The sequence below is a fragment of the Rhodococcus sp. H29-C3 genome (assembly GCF_030063405.1).
In the GTDB taxonomy this organism is placed as follows: domain Bacteria; phylum Actinomycetota; class Actinomycetes; order Mycobacteriales; family Mycobacteriaceae; genus Rhodococcoides.
The window spans coordinates 816,248-832,331 of the sequence record NZ_JASITC010000001.1; the positions used below are offsets into that span (position 1 = coordinate 816,248).

At 62.7% G+C, this 16,084-nt stretch carries 17 protein-coding genes, 1 tRNA gene and 1 other RNA gene; 11 read left to right on the top strand and 8 right to left on the bottom strand.

Going from position 1 to position 16,084, the window contains the following annotated elements:
* Positions 1-21: 21 nt before the first annotated feature.
* Together QMK32_RS03995 and ffs are read right to left on the bottom strand one after the other, a co-directional pair.
* Positions 22-1,308 carry an aspartate aminotransferase type Ic gene (locus QMK32_RS03995; RefSeq protein WP_283473095.1) on the bottom strand — a complete coding sequence of 429 codons (1,287 nt, stop codon included), beginning with the start codon at positions 1,306-1,308 and terminating at the stop codon, positions 22-24.
* A gap of 49 nt (positions 1,309-1,357) precedes the next feature.
* An RNA gene (gene ffs / locus QMK32_RS04000) (signal recognition particle sRNA small type) lies at positions 1,358-1,452 on the bottom strand.
* Between the two features lie 95 nt (positions 1,453-1,547).
* Between ffs and QMK32_RS04005 the strand changes: the two genes are divergently transcribed.
* Both QMK32_RS04005 and QMK32_RS04010 read left to right on the top strand, forming a co-directional pair.
* Positions 1,548-1,632, top strand: a tRNA-Ser gene (locus QMK32_RS04005).
* A 127-nt stretch (positions 1,633-1,759) separates the two neighbouring features.
* Positions 1,760-2,317, top strand: a complete 558-nt coding sequence (locus QMK32_RS04010; RefSeq protein WP_283473097.1) for a TIGR03086 family metal-binding protein — start codon at positions 1,760-1,762, stop codon at positions 2,315-2,317.
* Between the two features lie 128 nt (positions 2,318-2,445).
* Here QMK32_RS04010 and QMK32_RS04015 read toward each other — a convergent pair whose 3' ends face one another.
* Both QMK32_RS04015 and QMK32_RS04020 read right to left on the bottom strand, forming a co-directional pair.
* Positions 2,446-3,192: a 3-hydroxybutyrate dehydrogenase gene (locus QMK32_RS04015; protein ID WP_283473099.1), complete on the bottom strand. Its 747-nt coding sequence runs from the start codon at positions 3,190-3,192 to the stop codon at positions 2,446-2,448.
* Positions 3,189-4,583 (bottom strand): MFS transporter, encoded by a 1,395-nt coding sequence (locus tag QMK32_RS04020; RefSeq protein WP_283473100.1) that lies wholly within the window; start codon positions 4,581-4,583, stop codon positions 3,189-3,191. The genes QMK32_RS04015 and QMK32_RS04020 overlap by 4 nt, the downstream gene beginning before the upstream one ends.
* A 141-nt stretch (positions 4,584-4,724) precedes the next feature.
* On the opposite strand from QMK32_RS04020, the gene QMK32_RS04025 reads away from it, so the two are divergent.
* Together QMK32_RS04025 and QMK32_RS04030 are read left to right on the top strand one after the other, a co-directional pair.
* The gene (locus tag QMK32_RS04025; RefSeq protein ID WP_502943516.1) at positions 4,725-5,633 is read left to right on the top strand and encodes a LysR family transcriptional regulator; all 909 of its coding nucleotides are present in this window, start codon (positions 4,725-4,727) and stop codon (positions 5,631-5,633) included.
* A gap of 82 nt (positions 5,634-5,715) precedes the next feature.
* Positions 5,716-6,438: a mycothiol-dependent nitroreductase Rv2466c family protein gene (locus tag QMK32_RS04030; protein WP_283473103.1), complete on the top strand. Its 723-nt coding sequence runs from the start codon at positions 5,716-5,718 to the stop codon at positions 6,436-6,438.
* A gap of 12 nt (positions 6,439-6,450) precedes the next feature.
* Here the strand turns inward: QMK32_RS04030 and QMK32_RS04035 are convergent, their stop codons facing one another.
* Positions 6,451-7,083: a class I SAM-dependent methyltransferase gene (locus tag QMK32_RS04035; RefSeq protein ID WP_283473104.1), complete on the bottom strand. Its 633-nt coding sequence runs from the start codon at positions 7,081-7,083 to the stop codon at positions 6,451-6,453.
* Between the two features lie 83 nt (positions 7,084-7,166).
* On the opposite strand from QMK32_RS04035, the gene QMK32_RS04040 reads away from it, so the two are divergent.
* The 3 genes from QMK32_RS04040 to QMK32_RS04050 are packed head-to-tail and all read left to right on the top strand — an operon-like array spanning position 7,167 to position 9,453.
* On the top strand, positions 7,167-7,733 hold the full coding sequence (locus tag QMK32_RS04040; RefSeq protein ID WP_283473106.1) for an RNA polymerase sigma factor: 567 nt from the start codon (positions 7,167-7,169) through the stop codon (positions 7,731-7,733).
* Complete coding sequence (locus QMK32_RS04045; protein ID WP_136170760.1) at positions 7,730-8,008, top strand: zf-HC2 domain-containing protein; 279 nt, start codon at positions 7,730-7,732, stop codon at positions 8,006-8,008. The genes QMK32_RS04040 and QMK32_RS04045 overlap by 4 nt, the downstream gene beginning before the upstream one ends.
* Entirely contained in the window at positions 8,005-9,453 is a 1,449-nt protein-coding gene (locus tag QMK32_RS04050; RefSeq protein ID WP_283473108.1) for a dihydrolipoyl dehydrogenase family protein, read from the top strand. Before QMK32_RS04045 ends, QMK32_RS04050 begins: the two co-directional genes overlap by 4 nt.
* Here the strand turns inward: QMK32_RS04050 and QMK32_RS04055 are convergent.
* Positions 9,425-10,048, bottom strand: a complete 624-nt coding sequence (locus QMK32_RS04055) for a CDP-alcohol phosphatidyltransferase family protein (RefSeq protein WP_283473109.1) — start codon at positions 10,046-10,048, stop codon at positions 9,425-9,427. The two genes, QMK32_RS04050 and QMK32_RS04055, sit on opposite strands and share 29 nt — an antisense overlap.
* Complete coding sequence (locus QMK32_RS04060) at positions 10,045-10,752, bottom strand: TVP38/TMEM64 family protein (RefSeq protein WP_283473110.1); 708 nt, start codon at positions 10,750-10,752, stop codon at positions 10,045-10,047. Before QMK32_RS04060 ends, QMK32_RS04055 begins: the two co-directional genes overlap by 4 nt.
* A 207-nt stretch (positions 10,753-10,959) precedes the next feature.
* Between QMK32_RS04060 and QMK32_RS04065 the strand changes: the two genes are divergently transcribed.
* From QMK32_RS04065 to QMK32_RS04080, 4 genes are read left to right on the top strand one after another with little or no spacing between them, the layout of a single operon-like run.
* Complete coding sequence (locus tag QMK32_RS04065; protein ID WP_283473112.1) at positions 10,960-12,168, top strand: ABC transporter substrate-binding protein; 1,209 nt, start codon at positions 10,960-10,962, stop codon at positions 12,166-12,168.
* Positions 12,165-12,998, top strand: coding sequence for an ABC transporter permease (locus QMK32_RS04070; RefSeq protein ID WP_283473113.1), 834 nt, complete (start codon positions 12,165-12,167; stop codon positions 12,996-12,998). The genes QMK32_RS04065 and QMK32_RS04070 overlap by 4 nt, the downstream gene beginning before the upstream one ends.
* Positions 12,995-13,765, top strand: a complete 771-nt coding sequence (locus tag QMK32_RS04075) for an ABC transporter permease (RefSeq protein ID WP_283473114.1) — start codon at positions 12,995-12,997, stop codon at positions 13,763-13,765. The genes QMK32_RS04070 and QMK32_RS04075 overlap by 4 nt, the downstream gene beginning before the upstream one ends.
* The gene (locus QMK32_RS04080) at positions 13,762-14,790 is read left to right on the top strand and encodes an ABC transporter ATP-binding protein (protein WP_283473115.1); all 1,029 of its coding nucleotides are present in this window, start codon (positions 13,762-13,764) and stop codon (positions 14,788-14,790) included. The genes QMK32_RS04075 and QMK32_RS04080 overlap by 4 nt, the downstream gene beginning before the upstream one ends.
* A 3-nt stretch (positions 14,791-14,793) precedes the next feature.
* Here the strand turns inward: QMK32_RS04080 and QMK32_RS04085 are convergent.
* The coding region (locus QMK32_RS04085; RefSeq protein WP_283473117.1) for a hypothetical protein at positions 14,794-16,084 on the bottom strand (1,291 nt) is incomplete at its 5' end.

Consider the following 16,084-nt stretch of genomic DNA (forward strand, 5'->3'; position numbering starts at 1 on the left):
ACCCTCTCGGGCGTATTCCATTCACCTGTCGAGGAGCTTTTCGGTCGCGGCGAGCAAAACGCACGTCGCGACCCCGTCCATCGACTTCTGCAGGTCGTCCAAGGACGGGAAGCTCGGTGCGAGCCGGATATTTCGGTCCTCGGGATCGTCCCCGTACGGGAATGCCGAACCCGCTCCGGTCAACGCGATGCCGGCGTTCTTCGCCAGGGCTATCGAGCGGGCCGCGGTGCCCTCGAGCACGTCCACGGAGATGAAGTATCCACCCTTCGGCTCCGTCCACGACGCGATCTTCGACGCCCCGAGCCGGTCTTCGAGGATCTGACCGACGAGCGCAAACTTCGGTGCAAGGAGGTCCCGGTGCTTGGCCATGTGGGCGCGGACACCGTCGGCGTCGCCGAAGAACCGCAGGTGTCGAAGCTGATTCAGCTTGTCCGGACCGATGCTCTTCTTACCCAAATGCTTCTGGTACCACGCGAGATTCTCGTCCGAGCTGCCGAAGAAGCTGACGCCCGCACCCGCGAACGTGATCTTCGACGTCGACGCCAGTACGAACGGGCGATTCGGGTATCCGGCTTCGGCCGCCCACCCAAGGATGTCGTGGGACGGGGCGAACTCTTCCACCAGCGGATGCACTGCGTAAGCGTTGTCCCAGAACAGACGGAAGTCCGGGGCGGCAGTCGGCATGGATGCCAACGCTCGCACTACTTCCTCGGAGTACACGGCCCCTGTGGGGTTCGAGTAATTCGGAACCGCCCACATACCCTTGATCTGCGGGTCCGACGAGACGAGCCGGGTGATCTCGTTGATGTCGGGCCCGTCGGGAAGCATCGGGACTGCGATCATGTCGATGCCGAAGCTCTCGGCGATTGCGAAGTGCCGGTCGTATCCGGGCGCCGGGCACAAGAAGCGAATATTGGGCTCGGCCGACCAAGGTCGCGGCGAATCGGGAAGACCGTGCAGCAGTGACCACACAACCAGGTCGTGCATGATTTCGAGGCTTGCATTGTTGCCGGCCAGTAGATTCTTCACCGGAATGCCGAGGATTTCACCGAAGATTGCTCGTAGCTCGGGAAGACCTGCGAGGCCGCCGTAGTTGCGGCAGTCGGTTCCGTTGCCGTCGCGGTAGTCCTCACCGGGAAGCGTCAGCAGACCGGCAGCAAGATCGAGCTGCTCGGGCGACGGCTTCCCTCTGGTGAGGTCGAGTGCGAGGTTCTCGTTCTCGAGCTGCTGGTACTTGGCAGACTGGCGCTCGTTCTCGGAGACGAGCTCCTCATGGCTCATCAACCCCATTTGGGTTTGCGCTGGCATGTGGAGCTTCCCTCTCGGTGTCGGGGCTCGAAATCTGGTCCCTTGAAAGTAAAGGGGACCCCGCGCACCCGGCAGAGCCCGTTGACCCTTGCTGCCTTCCGGCCCTGGGGGAGTTCACAGGATGCGCGCCGCGCGGGATCCATTGAAGAGTGTAACCACAGTGGCGGACGTGCCGGTTCGGTGGCCCTCACCGGAGGCCGTTTGGGATCTGGAGGGGGTTATCCGGTACGCTTCCACACGGAGGATTCGCCTAGTGGCCTATGGCGCTCGCCTGGAACGCGGGTTGGGTTAACGCCCTCAGGGGTTCAAATCCCCTATCCTCCGCAGAGAAGCCCCTGCAACCGTTCGGTTGCAGGGGCTTTCTTCATATCGGTGCAGGTCCGCGTACTCCGTTTCCTACGCAATCCGATTTCGATCTCCGACGAGGGCGAATGTTGGGAGAATCGGCCACATGACGACGCCGGAATCGACCGCCGACCGCTATCGCCGCCTCGCAGGCATACTTACTCGCCGCATCGAGGCAGTGCCGCCCGACAAGTGGGGCATCGCCTCCACCTGTGCGGGATGGAGCATCCGCGACGTCGTGAAACACCTCATCGAGACCGAGAAGGGCGCACTCGAACCCGTCGGCCTCTCCATCCCCGACGGCCCATCTGTCGACGACAATCCAGCCGCCGCCTGGGCCCACACCCGCGAGAGCATGCAGGACATTCTCGACGACCCTGCCCGCGCGAACCTAGAGTACGACGGACATTTCGGGAAAACCGATCTAGCGTCGTCGATCGGGTCGTTCTACAGCCTGGACTTGATCGTTCACGCGTGGGACATCGCGCACCCGACGGGCGTCGACGCAACCATCGCCGACCAGGACCTCGACTTCGTCGAAGCGTTCATCGAGCAGATTGGCGACAACATTCGAATGGAGGGAGTGTGTGGTCCGGCCGTCGAGGTGCCGGAGTCGGCCGATCGCCAGAGAAAGGTGCTCGCCCAGTTGGGTCGGGAGGTCTGAAAGCGCCTCACCCATCGCTTGAATGAACCCTTCATACGATCAGATAGCTAGAGGGGTCCATTCAAGCCGGCGGTGGTGGTGAACACCAGCCGGCGGGGCGAACGCAGGCCGGCGGGGGCGAGGGCGAACTACTTCGCCGACCACCCGCCATCCATGGCGTAGGACGCCCCGGTGACCATGCCCGCGTCCGCGGACGTCAGCCATCCGACCAACGAGGCAACTTCCGACGGTTCGACGAGCCGTTTGATCGCGCTCTCGGCCAGCATGACCTGTTGGAGCACCTCTTCTTCCGGAATGCCATGCGCGGCAGCCTGATCGGTGACTTGTTTCTCGACCAATGGGGTTCGGACGTAGCCCGGATTGACGCAGTTGCTTGTCACTCCATGCGGGCCACCTTCGAGCGCGGTGACTTTCGACAGTCCTTCGAGCCCGTGTTTGGCCGTGACGTAGGCAACTTTGAATGCAGAGGCACGTAGGCCGTGCACAGAGGAAATGTTCACGATTCGGCCGAAACCGCGAGAGTACATGTGCGGCAACGCGGCTCGGACGAGAAGGAAGGGCGCTTCGACCATCAGCGTCTGGATCCGGCGAAATGCTGTTGGATCGAAATCGACTATCGCCGAGACGGTCTGTATGCCGGCGTTGTTGATCAGGATGTCGGTGTCGAGAGTGAGGTTCTCCAGAGCCGCGACGTCCGATAGGTCCACCGCCCACGACTCCCCGTGCAGTTCCGAAGCCAGCTCCTTCGCCGCGACTTCGTCGACGTCGGCAATGGTGACTCTCGCGCCCCGATCGGCGAGCATTCGGGCACACGCTGCACCGATGCCGCCTGCCCCACCGGTGACGAGCGCAGACCGTCCGGTCAGGTCCGTCACTTCAGTCCTGCTTTGGCCAGTTCTGCCTCGGTTGCAAGGTTTTTGGCGTCTGCGATATCGATGGACTCCAGCGCAAGCCCCTTTGTCTCACGGGCAGCGATGACCGCAACCAGCGTGATGGTGCACGCACCGGCCAGGTACCACGCAATCGGGACCGAGGATCCGTACCTGTTCAGCAAGAACACTGCGATGATCGGCGCCAATGAGCCGGCGACGATCGAGGTGACCTGATAGCCGAGGGAGACACCGGAGTAACGCATACGCGTCGGGAACATTTCGGCCATGATTGCCGGCTGCGTGGCGTACATGAAGGCGTGGAAGACCAGGCCGATGATGATGGCGAGCATGATGACGGCGTTGTGCCCGCTGTTGAACATCGGGAATGCGAAGAAACCCCACGTGCCGGCGGTCAGTGCACCGAACAGGTAGACCGGCCGTCGACCGATTCGGTCGGCTAGACGTCCTACCAGCGGAATGACGGCGAAGTGGACGGCATGAGCTGCGAGCATCCACCACAGGATCGTCTGGGTGTCGGTGCCGACCTCGACTTTGAGGTAGGTGATGGTGAACGTGACGACGAGGTAGTACATGACGTTTTCGCCGAACCGAAGACCCATCGCGGTGAGAACGCCACGCGGGTAACGCTTTACGACCTCGAAGACGCCGTACGACGCGGCCTTGATGACCTCGGCCTGCTTCTGTGCCTCTAGGAAGATCGGGGCATCGGTGACCTTGGTGCGGATGTAGTAGCCCACGAACACGATGACGGCGGAGAGCCAGAACGCGACACGCCAGCCCCAGCTGAGGAAGGCTGCGTCGGACAGCGTTGTGGTCAGGACGAGAAGCACGACGGTGGCGAGAAGGTTTCCGGCGGGTACCCCGGCCTGTGGCCAGCTGGCCCAGAATCCGCGACTCTTGTTCGGACTGTGTTCTGCCACAAGCAGAACTGCGCCACCCCATTCGCCACCGACTGCGAAGCCCTGGATGAATCGAAGCAGCACGAGAAGCGCGGGGGCCCAGTAGCCGATCTGGTTGAAGGTCGGGAGGCAACCCATGAGGAACGTCGCACCGCCGACGAGCACTAGACTGAACTGCAGTAACTTCTTTCGGCCGTACTTGTCCCCGTAGTGACCGAAGACGATACCGCCGAGTGGGCGAGCCACGAATCCGACGGCGTAGGTGACGAATGCAGCGAGGATGGCATCGAGTTCGCTGGTGCCGGCTGCGAAGAAGATCTTCGAGAACACCAGCGTCGCTGCAGTGCCGTAGAGGAAAAACTCGTACCACTCGACGATCGTGCCTGCCATCGACGCGGCAACGACCTTCTTGAGCCCGGTCGGGGCTGCGTCCGGGTCTGGACCGCCGGGTTGTGTCCGATCGACAACGCTCATGTTCATCTCCTTGTGTGATCGAAAACCGTCGTACCGAAAAGTGTGACGGGGTACACAGTGAATCGCTGCTACTGAGTATTGATGCAGATCGGTGTGCAGACAATGGCCAAGACTGCAGGCCCAGTCTGCAAAAATGCAGATATGGCACGCGATCAGCCCGGCCCCAGCGCAGACGACCTCTTAGTGCTGCTCGCTGTGGAGCGCAGCGGGAGGTTCAGCTCCGCAGCCAACGAACTGGGCGTCAACCACACCACCATCTCGAGGAGAATCGCGACACTCGAAGCCGGCCTCGGCGGCCGCGTTCTCATCCGGGCAGGCGGAGGGTGGGAACTCACCGAGCTGGGACGCGGTGCTCTCCGCGCGGCCGAGGGTGTCGAAGCGGCGATGAGATCACTCGAAAGCGGGGATGAATCTGGACACATCGAAGGCGTCGTCCGACTCTCGGCGACCGACGGATTCAGCGCATACATCGCAGCTCCAGCAGCCGCTCGCGTGCAGCGCCAGCACCCGAAAGTGGCGGTAGAAATCGTCGCGGTCACTCGTCGCGCGTCCCAGCAGCGGTCCGGTTTGGATATCGAGATCGTCGTCGGTGAACCGCAGTTGCATCGCGCGCAGGCCATCAGGCTCGGCGATTACCGTCTCGGCCTCTACGCGTCGAGGGATTACCTTGTGGATCACGGAACACCGGGTACCGTCGACGACCTCGCCGACCATCCGCTGGTGTATTTCATCGACTCGATGCTCCAGGTCGACGACCTCGATCTCGCGCCCAACTTCACCCCGACCATGCGTGAATCGGTCTCCTCGACCAACGTTTTCGTACACGTCGAAGCCACCCGGGCATCGGCGGGCATCGGCCTGCTGCCGTGCTTCATGGCAGATCGGCACGGGGACCTCGTCAGGATTCTGGACGACACCGTCGCCACACGACTGTCCTACTGGCTCGTCACCCGGCAGGAATCGCTGCGGCGGCCCGAGGTATCTGCAGTAGTCGACGCGATCCGCGCGGTGGTAATCGAGCAGCGAGCGGAGTTATTGGGGGAGAATTGACCGTCTGTGCGGAGGTACGAAGTGCGCCCCTGCGTATACCGTCGTGCACACGGAAATTCCGACTGGCAAGGAGCGTCCCTCGATGTCCGATATCGACTTCTATTTCGATCCGGTGTGCCCTTTCGCATGGATGACCAGCAAATGGGTTCGTAAGGTGCAGGCGCAGCGTGATTACACGGTCGACTGGCGATTCATCTCCCTGCGCCTGCTCAATTCTCACATCGACTACGCGTCCCACTTTCCACCTGAGTACGAGGCCGGCCACACCGCAGGTCTACGACTGCTCAGGGCCGCCGCAGACATTCGTCGCGAGCACGGGCCCGCTGCGATCGGGCCACTGTATGCCGCCCTCGGTACGCAAATTTTCGATACCGATGTGGTGCCCGACGACGCTGCGAGCCACGGTTATCGCGGCACCGCGGCATTCCTGGCACCGATCCTCGAACAACTGGGCTTGCCGACTCGGCACACCGGCGCACTGGATGATTCCTCGTTGGACGAGGAAATTCGTGCCGAAACCGACCTTGCGCTCTCGCTGACCGGCAAGGACGTCGGCACACCGATCATTGCCTTCGAGCCTCCGGACGGAGTTGCATTCTTCGGCCCGGTGATCAGCAGACTACCCAGTGACGAAGATGCAGTACCTCTGTGGGACAACGTGATCGGCCTCGCACGCTTCCCAGGGTTCGCCGAAATGAAGCGCAGCATGCGTGAGCTTCCACAACTGAAGGCTCTGGGTGTAGCGGAGGACGAAGTCGGTACGCAGCAAGACTGGCACGCCGGTAGCCGACGTCAGAAGAAATGACTACCGGCGGGGTCACACCGAGGGGACCGACCCGACGCGAACCTGGATGTGACCACCGCGTACCGATGCTGACTGCACCGTGTCGAGTCGAGTGGGCATTGCAGCCCAGGGGTGAGCGTCGATGTCGGATCCACCGAGTCGGCATGCCAGGCGCGCAAGCGGTGTCCATAATTCTGCGCGTCCGACAGGTTTCTGCATATCTACCACTGCCACGACTCCCCCTGCCCGGGTAGCGCCGATCATCGCATCGAGCGCGATCTGCCACTGCGCCATCAGCGACAACGCGTAGGTACTGAGAGCCGCGTCGAAGGGAACGTGATCTCCCAGGTCCACCGAGTCGAGTTCGGTGGCGTCCGCTGAGATGAGGGTGACGTTCTCCCACCCAGCAGAGGTAGCGCGGCGTCTGGCCTGCTCGAGCATCTGCGGGCTGGCATCGACTCCGGTGATCGAACCTGCCGGCCCGATCCGGCGCTGCAGCGAGGCGAAGTTGAGGCCGGTTCCGCAGCCGACGTCGAGGACATGACTGCCCGCTGGAAGGGCCATCAGATCGATTGCCGCCGTGCGACCTGCGCGGTAGATCGGCCACTCGAAAGAAATGACGTCGTACATGCGCGCCGAAATTGTGTACGGCGTCGGCTTCTTCATCGGTCTGTCCATTTCGTCGAGGCCTTCAGGGCACACTCTGTCGCTATGGGAACACCGCAGGACACTCGAAGGGTTCCATAGCTGTGCCCGAAATCGAATCCGACGCCATCAACGACGCTCAGGCACGTAATTTTCGTCTGTACGTCGAACCGGAGATCGAGGTGCTCTTGCGCGTTGCCGCCACCCTGACTGGGCCCTCGCAAGCCGAGGACCTCGTGCAGGAGACGCTCATACGTGCGTGGCGCAGCGTCGATAGCTTCGACGGGCGCCACCCTCGAGCGTGGTTGCTGACCATTCTGCGCAACACCAACATGAACATGCACCGACGGCAGCGGCCGGACACATTCGCCGAGCTCGGCGACTACTTGTCCACCCGGCCTGCGTTCGGCGTCGAGGAACTCGGAACCGAGGAGAGAGTCATGACATCCATCTTGTCCGACGACCTCGAGCGGGCTGTCGGGTCGCTGGATCCGAAATTCCGGACGGTTCTGTTACTGATCGACGTCGATCAACTCACCTACGCCGAGGCCGCCAACGTTCTGGACGTCCCGGTCGGAACGGTGATGTCCCGATTGAGCCGCGCCCGTGATCGGGTTCGACGCAGGCTACGTCCCACATTCGCCGCTGCCACCGGAAAGGCAAAGCCATGATGAAGACCGCGCGGATGATGCTCACCTGCCATTGGTCGGCTCGACGATTGCAGCGTTATCTCGACGCCGACCCGTCGGGCCGGCTCGATCCCACCGAGGTGCGCAGGATCGAGGCACACCTTGCCGTGTGCGCCAGATGCCGGGCCGCCGAGGGCGAGTTCCGTCAGATCGATACGGCGTTGTCCAGGTGGACGGTAAGGACGGTGCCCGACGAGAAGAGCGTCGAGCATGCTCGAAAATTCGTGGATCGACTTACCAGAGGTGACATGACATGAGTTCGATACCGACCGAAGCCGATGTCGTCGTGGTGGGTGGCGGTACAGCAGGCATCGTTGCAGCCAAGACTGCTGCTGGATTCGGCGTGCGAGTCGTACTGATCGAACGGGAGCGGCCCGGCGGTGACTGCCTGTGGACCGGGTGTGTGCCGTCCAAGGCGCTACTGGCGGCGGCATCGACAGCCGCCACGATCCGGGACGCGCGCAGCTTCGGGATCGACGCAGGCGAGCCGCGCGTGGACTTTCCCCGTGTCATGGCGCGCGTTCAGCACGCCATCGCCGAGATCGCCCCGATCGATTCTCCGGAAGCGCTCACCGAAGCGGGGGTGACCGTCGTCGCCGGTGATGCCGTGTTCACCGGACCAGGCACCGTCGCCGTCGGATCGGGGTCCTTGCGTTTCGGCCAAGCCATCATCACCACCGGTGCCAGTCCATCCGTACCGCCGATTTCAGGGTTGGACACGACGGACTACCTCACCAGCGAGACACTGTGGTCCCTGACGTCGCTGCCGGAACGATTACTCATCATCGGGGCCGGCACCGTCGGTTGCGAAATGGCTCAGGCCTTTGCCCGACTCGGTTCGGCTGTCACCCTCGTCGGTCGGGCCGAGACCATTCTTCCGAGGGAGGACGCCTCGGCATCGGCAGTACTGTCCGCAGCGCTCACCGACGAGGGAGTGCGCATTCTGACCTCTACGACGGTCACCCGAATCGACGACGGGGAAGCCATCACCGACACCGGCCTCGCGTGTACTTTCGACAAAGTCCTCGTCGCGACCGGACGTACACCGAGGACCGTTGCCCTGGGCCTCGAATTGGCCGGAGTGTCACTCGAAGAACACGGTTACGTCGTGGTCGACGATCATCTGCGCACCACCAATCCCCGCATCTGGGCTGCCGGAGATCTGACCGGTCACCCACAGTTCACTCACGTGGCGGGGATGCACGGCAGCCTCGCGGCGAGCAATGCCGTACTCGGTGTACTACGAAAGACCGACAAGACCGGCACTCCGCGCGTCACGTTCACCGATCCGGAAATCGCCTCTGCTGGAATCGATGTGCGCACAGCGAAGCGTATTCCCGGGTTGCGATTGCAGACACTCGAGCACGACGACGTCGATCGCGCGGTCACCGAGGGCAAAACCACCGGCTTCACGACGCTGGTACTCGACGGCAAGCGCCGCATCGTCGGTGCCAGCGTGGTGGGGCCACGGGCGGGCGAAACCATCGGCGAACTGATTCTCGCCGTCAAGCAGGGCCTGCGCACTCGCGATCTCGCCGGTGCCACCCACCCCTATCCGACGTACAACGACGGGCCGTGGAACGCTGCGGTCGGCGACGTCCGTTCGCAGTTGAGCACTCCCGTCGTATCTCGCGCGCTGAACATCCTCGCGAAAGCCCGAGGTAGGTGGATCGTCAGGAGAGAGCGCGGTAGCCGGCAATGATGCGTTGACCCGAACCGACTCCTACCACCGCCGCCCATACCGTTGCGATCTGCCACGACACTTCGGGAAACAACAACCAGAGACTGTGCACGGCAATCGTTTCTGCTCCTTCGGCCAACCCGCCCAGAAATGACAGCGAGCGGCCGTCGTCGAGTGTTCTGCCCGTTCTTTCAGCGATGGAGGAGAACGCAAGAAATGCTGTGCCGTTGATGTAGTAGGCCAGCAACACCAGTAGAAACGGCCACCACGGGGCGTCTGAACCGGCCGATGCACCGATCGCGACGCCCACGACCGTGGTCCCGTAGACGGTGAAATCCGCTGTGATGTCGAAGAACCCGCCCGCCCCGGAAGTGGGGCCGCCACCGCGGATCCGTCTACGAGCCAGTGGTCCGTCGAGTCCGTCGGCAAGGCGTGAGAGGATCCACAGCGCCAACGCGAGCAGCCAGAACTGCAGCCCCGCGGCTAATGCGCTGCCCAGACCCAGCAGCAGACCGACCGCGGTGATTCGGTCCGGGGTGACCTGGCTGATGTCGAGGATTCGTGCACACCGATCCAACGGCCCCTCGAGCTTGCGACGCAGATAGCTGTCGATCATGGGGCCGCGATGTCGTCGAGATGTGAGCCGTTCGATCCTGGGTCGCTCTTCAGGCCGAGACGTTTGGCAGCCAACGACGACCCGACGCCGATCACGAGGACGGCAACCAGGGCAGCGGCGAACGGCCAGGACAGCGGAGAGGTTCCGTACGCCCCGAGTGCGGTGAAGCCGACAGTGGCCGGAATGATGCCAGCCGCCGTGCCCAGTAAGTATTCGCGCTGTCCCACGGCGCTGATGCCCGCCGCGTAGTTGACCACAGAAAATGGGAACAGTGGGATCAAGCGGACGATGAACACCGACATCAAACCGCGTCGACCGAGCATGTCGTCCAGCCTGCGGAGCTTGCCCCACTCCGTGCGCTCGACCGATCCACGGCCGAGCGCACGCGCCGCCCAATAACCTAAATAGGCACCCCCGGTGGCAGCCACGACCACCACCGTCGCACCCACCGCCAGCCCGAAGAGCAATCCGGAAGCAATCGTGAGTGCGCTGGCGGGGAACGGCGTCGCCGACAGCACGACGTACAGAACGACGAACGCAACGATTCCCCACACACCCGCGTCCGAGACCAACGTTCGTATCGACTCCGGGTCCGGAAGGTCCACATTCACGGCCACGATGACGACCACCGCGATCAAGACGGCAGCAGCTGCCAGCTTGATCACGGTAGTGCGGCGACGTGCCTGCCGGGGGTCCTGCTTCACAATGGGTACCTCTCGTGCTCGACACAAAAACAGTTCTTCTACGACGGGAAGTCCTCGACTACCCCAGTGTGTTCCCCTATCACCGGATTCGACCGATTACCGTAGATCAGGCAGCGTCGACTTTGTCTGCATCCTCGGACCAGGAGGCCCACGTTGTTTTCTCGATCTCATCCCCGTCGACCGAGAAAGTACGCGTTCGAGGCCCTGATGGTTGCCGCGAGCGCGGGGTTGATCCTGTCCTCGTGCGCAGCCCCGTCATCCGACGCTCCGATCGCCGAGGAACTGTCGTGGAGCGAGATCGAACAGCAAGCGCAGGGGAAAACAGTCTCACTGTGGATGTACGGCGGTGACGAACAGGGCAATACGTACGTCGACAACGTTCTCAGCCCCGCCGCCGCAGCCGCGGGTGTCACGCTGCGGCGTGTGCCCGTCGAGTCCACCACCGACGCCGTCAACCGGATTCTCTCCGAGCGGCAAGCAGGTGTCACCGACGGCGAGGTCGACCTGGTGTGGGTCAACGGCGCAAATTTCGGGACCGGTCAGCAAGCGGGCGCATGGCTCTGCGATTGGACGCAGAATCTACCGAACATGGAGTACACGGACCCCGAGGATCCGCTGCTGAGCAGCGATTTCGGCACTCCGGTGGACAATTGCGAAGCACCCTGGCACAAGGCGCAGTTCACGCTCGTCTACAACTCGGCGGCAATAGCTGACCCGCCCCGTACTTTGGACGAAGTGTTCGAATGGGCCGAGGCCAACCCCGGCCGCTTCACTTATCCCGCGCCGCCGGATTTCACCGGTTCGGTATTCGTCCGCGAGGCACTGGTGAACGAGTCCGGCGGCGTCGAGAAGGTCCCTACCCAGTTCGATCAGGACACCTACGATTCTCTCGCGCCGGCCGTGTTCGATCGGCTGAACACCCTTGCACCGTCGCTCTGGCGCGAGGGCACCACGTATCCGCAGTCATCCAGCGAACTCGACGACTTGTATGCCGGCGGGCAGGTGGACATGACCATGACCTACGGGCCCGCGACGCTGCCACAACTTGTCGCCGACGGCACCTATCCCCCCGAGACGCGCATCCTGACCCTCGATGAGGGCACCGTCGGCAATGCGAGCTTCCTGGCGATCCCGTCGACGTCGGGGCAGTCCGCGGCAGCGCAGGTCGTGGCGAACATCGCGTTATCGCCGGAGCAGCAGCTCGCCAAGTCCGAACCAGATGTATGGGGCCAGTTCACTGTGCTCGATGCCTCGCGTCTGACACCGGAAGTCAGGGCGCAGTTCGAGGCGCTCCCGTCATCCCCGGTCCTACCGCCGTACGAGGAGCTCTCGGCCAACGCTCATCCCGAACTGGCCGCAGAGTGGGTCACCCCACTGGACGAGGGGTGGCGGCGATCCGTTCTCGCGGGGCGATGAGCGAACGAAAGGTACGCAGCACCCTCTGGGTGCTTCCAGCGCTTATTCTGGTCGTGCTGGTGGTCGGCGGTGGCCTCGGGGCGGCCCTGTTGCAGAGTGTCGGACTGATGCCGCTGGTAGGACAACCCGCACTGTCACTCGATGCCTACTCTGCTCTCGGCGGCGATCTCTGGCGTTCTATAGTGCTCACTCTCGTCGTCGCGTCGATCTCAACTTTGCTGGCTACGCTTATCGGTCTTGCAGCGGCATTGACGGTGCTGTCCGGACACCGAACGGCGTTGGCCGCCGCGGCGCTGACGTTGGCCGTACCCCATCTGATCGGTGCGGCCGCCATGGGTTTGCTGCTCGCCGACTCGGGACTACTCCCGCGCATCTTCGGGCTTACCGATGGCGGATGGCCGGAGCTGGTCGGTGGGCGCTGGTGGATTGCCGTTGCACTCGAATACGCTTGGAAGGAATCGGCATTCGTCGCCATCGTCGTGGCCGGCACCTTGGCAACTCGGGTGGCAGGATTCGACGAGACTGCTGCGACGCTCGGGGCGGGAAGATGGGCTCGTTTTCATCTGGTCACTCTGCCGTTGGTGCGTCCCGCGTTGACGGCGTCGGCGGCGATTACCTTCACGTATATCGTCGGATCCTACGAAGTAGCACGAATCCTCGGTCGCCCGTATCCGGAACCATTGTCCGTCATGGCAATTCGATTGTTCACCTCCATCGACCTCGCTGCCCGTCCCCAAGCTGCGGCCGCAGCGATGGTCGCCGCCGCACTGGCCATTGTCGTGGCCGCGGTGGCGCTCAACTATCTCCGTAGATCGGCGATCTGGAAATGACGGCGGTGCGGCCTGCGGGACGGGCACTTCTGGTTGTCTGGTTCGTACTACCCCTCATCCCGGTAGCTGTGTGGGCGGTGAGCAATCAGTGGTCTTTTCCCGCTGTGCTGCCGCAGGAATGGGGAGTAGACGGAGTGCGCAGTGCCGTCGCGTCCGGCGGGATAGAAGCCTTCGTGAGGTCTACGAGTCTCGCCCTGACTGTCGCCGCGGTCGCAACGCCGTTGGGAGCATTCGCGGCCCGGGCCCTCGCACGGGGGAATGTGCATTTCCCTGGCATTGTCGCGGCAATACTGTTCGCTCCTCTGGCACTGCCGCCCTTCGCGGTGGCGCTGGGATTGAATGTGTTGATACTGCGCGCGCGAATTCCGAGCACCCTGGCCGTGGTCGTGCTGCTCACCGTGGCAGCGATCCCTTACACCACATACTTGATGCGGGTGGCGTTCGGTGCCTACGACCCCGGGTACGAAGAGGAAGCGAGATTGCTGGGTGCCTCGAAGTCGATGGTCCTGCGACAGATAAGGATTCCGTTGTTGGCACCAGCCTTGTCCGGCGCCGCTCTGCTGGCCTTTCTCGTGGGATGGAGCGATTACGTGATCACGTTGCTGGTCGGCGGCGGCAGGCTGGTGACGGTGCCGATATTGGTGGCCTCGTTCGCTGCGGGCACCGGAAACGACGCCGTCGTGGCGGCCCTGTCGATCGCAGCCGTGCTGCCCCCTCTGGTGCTCGTCATTCTACTTTCGCGACTCGGAAGGCGGGCTGCCCGATGAGTGTCGAGCTATCGGTTCACGGACTCACCAAAGTTCATTCGGGTCAGAAGAATTCGGCGCTGACATCGCTGAATCTGACTGTTCGTCCAGGTTCGTGCACGGTGATACTCGGCCCGTCCGGTTCTGGGAAGAGCACCGCACTGCGGTTGATCGCCGGCCTCGATAAGCCATCGGCGGGAACCGTCTGCATCGATGGTGCCGACATCACCGAGATCCCGGCCGAGGAACGTGGCGTCGGGATGGTGTTTCAACGCCCGATGCTCTTTCCGCATATGTCCGTCGTCGACAACATCGGTTTCGCCTACCGTGCCGCAGGCCAGACCCGACGCCACGCCCGCGAGCACGCACGTCGATATCTCGATCTGGTTCATCTCGGCGACATCGGTGATCGATCGGTATCCGAGATCTCTGGCGGTCAAGCACAACGAGTGGCGTTGGCCAGATCCCTCGCCGGTTCACCGCGGGTGCTGCTCCTCGACGAGCCTTTCAGCGCGCTCGATCCCCTCCTGCGGACGGAGATGCACGACCTCGTTCGGGAGATTCGCACCGAACTCGACCAAACGCTCGTACTCGTCACTCACGATCAACAAGAAGCTGCGGCACTGGCCGATTCGGTAGCCGTACTCATCGACGGAGAACTGCAGCACCATTCCGATGTCACATCCGCCTACACCCGACCCAGCACACTGGCCGTCAACCGGCTCATGGGCGGGATCAACGAGATCGACGGGCACCTGGAAAGTGGAGTTCACCATTCCGCGATCGGGGATTTCGAGGTCGATGTCGCCTTCGGTGACGGTCGGGCCGTTTTGTTGCTCCGCCACGAAATGATCCGTGTGGTCGACACTTCCGAGGTTCAGGGTGTGGTGTCGGCCCTACGGCCGATCGGATTCCGCAGCATCGCGGATGTGAGAATCGGCGGGGTCACCGTCAAGGTAGAAATACCCGCGGGAGCGACGACGCGGGTGGGCGAGGAAATTTCATTGGAGATTCCGCCCGAGGCGAGGGCTGTGGTCTTCCGCTGATCCTCAGCCACAGCATCCGGGCGGACGTGCCACCGTCAAGGGAAGCAGGCGGCGCAGTTCCTGGTTCTCCCCCGGATCGAGCACCGAATGTTGTACACACGCCGGCACCAGTTCACCGGTCTCGGGATGCGCCATCGAATAGGTGCACGCTGCCAGCCGCTCCTGCGTTTCGAGCATCACGGGATCGGTGGCTGCCACACCAGACTGCATCAACGTCCATGCAGGAGCCACATTCTCGGCATCCATGAAGCGATGCACGACGAACGTCATCGGGCGCACTTCTTTGCGGAGCAATGCCACAAAAAGCGTTCGAGGGCCGCCGCATCGACGCAGTACGCTCGCAGCCCACTTCACCGCCACGACAACACCATACGGATAACCCACCAGCACCCGTAGCAATTTCAGAACCAAGGTAAGCGGACCGGAGCCGCCGAAGTTCACACCGCCCAGATGGGTGAAGAATTCTTCGCGGGCACGCTCCTCGACCTTCGACATCACCTCGAGAAACGGATACCACCGACGACCGACCATGAATCCCAAAGCTGTTCGGTTACAACGCGGATCACCGAACTGTATCGCCGAGAACGAAATCGGTTGTCCCACGCCGAGTTCGATCTGCTCCCAGACCGTATCGATGTCGATCTCGCGGTAGTCGCCGTGCCATCGTCGCTCGTCGCCGACGAATGCCGCGGGCTGGAAAGAAACCATCGAGTAACCGCCCATGTCCACCACGTCGCCGACGACATCCGCGACCTCGTCGATGTTGTCGGGGGTGACGGTCATGTTGTGTGCGAGGTACGACGCAATGCCGTGTTCGCTTTTCAAGCGGGTGAACATCTCCGCGAACCGATGACGATAGGGTGTGAGCTCGGCTTCCGTTCGCGGGCGCGGGATTCCGCTTCGTCCACGCATCAACTTGTCGAAGTGCGCCGCAAAGGAGACTCGGCCGAATCTGGCGTTGCCGTCGGCATCCAGGACGACGGCCTGCAGATACTCGTAGTCGAAGTCCCCATGTGTGAACGACATCGGCTCGCGTCCGTAGTCTCGCATGATCTGCAGCGCTGCAGCATGGTCGTCGGGAGCCAGCAAGCTGACCTCCCCGCCGATCAACTGTGCGTGTGCCCGCGGGCCTCGGCGCGATGCCAGGAATTTCAGTTGCGCTTTTATCCTGAATGCACCGATGCGCTGACTCGCTCGGTCTGAATCGTGTTGCGTGGTATCGGGTGGGGTGTGGGCGTGATTGTTCGGCCGATCTCGGGTATCGACTTGTTCCACTGTGGTTTTCGTCTCGTGG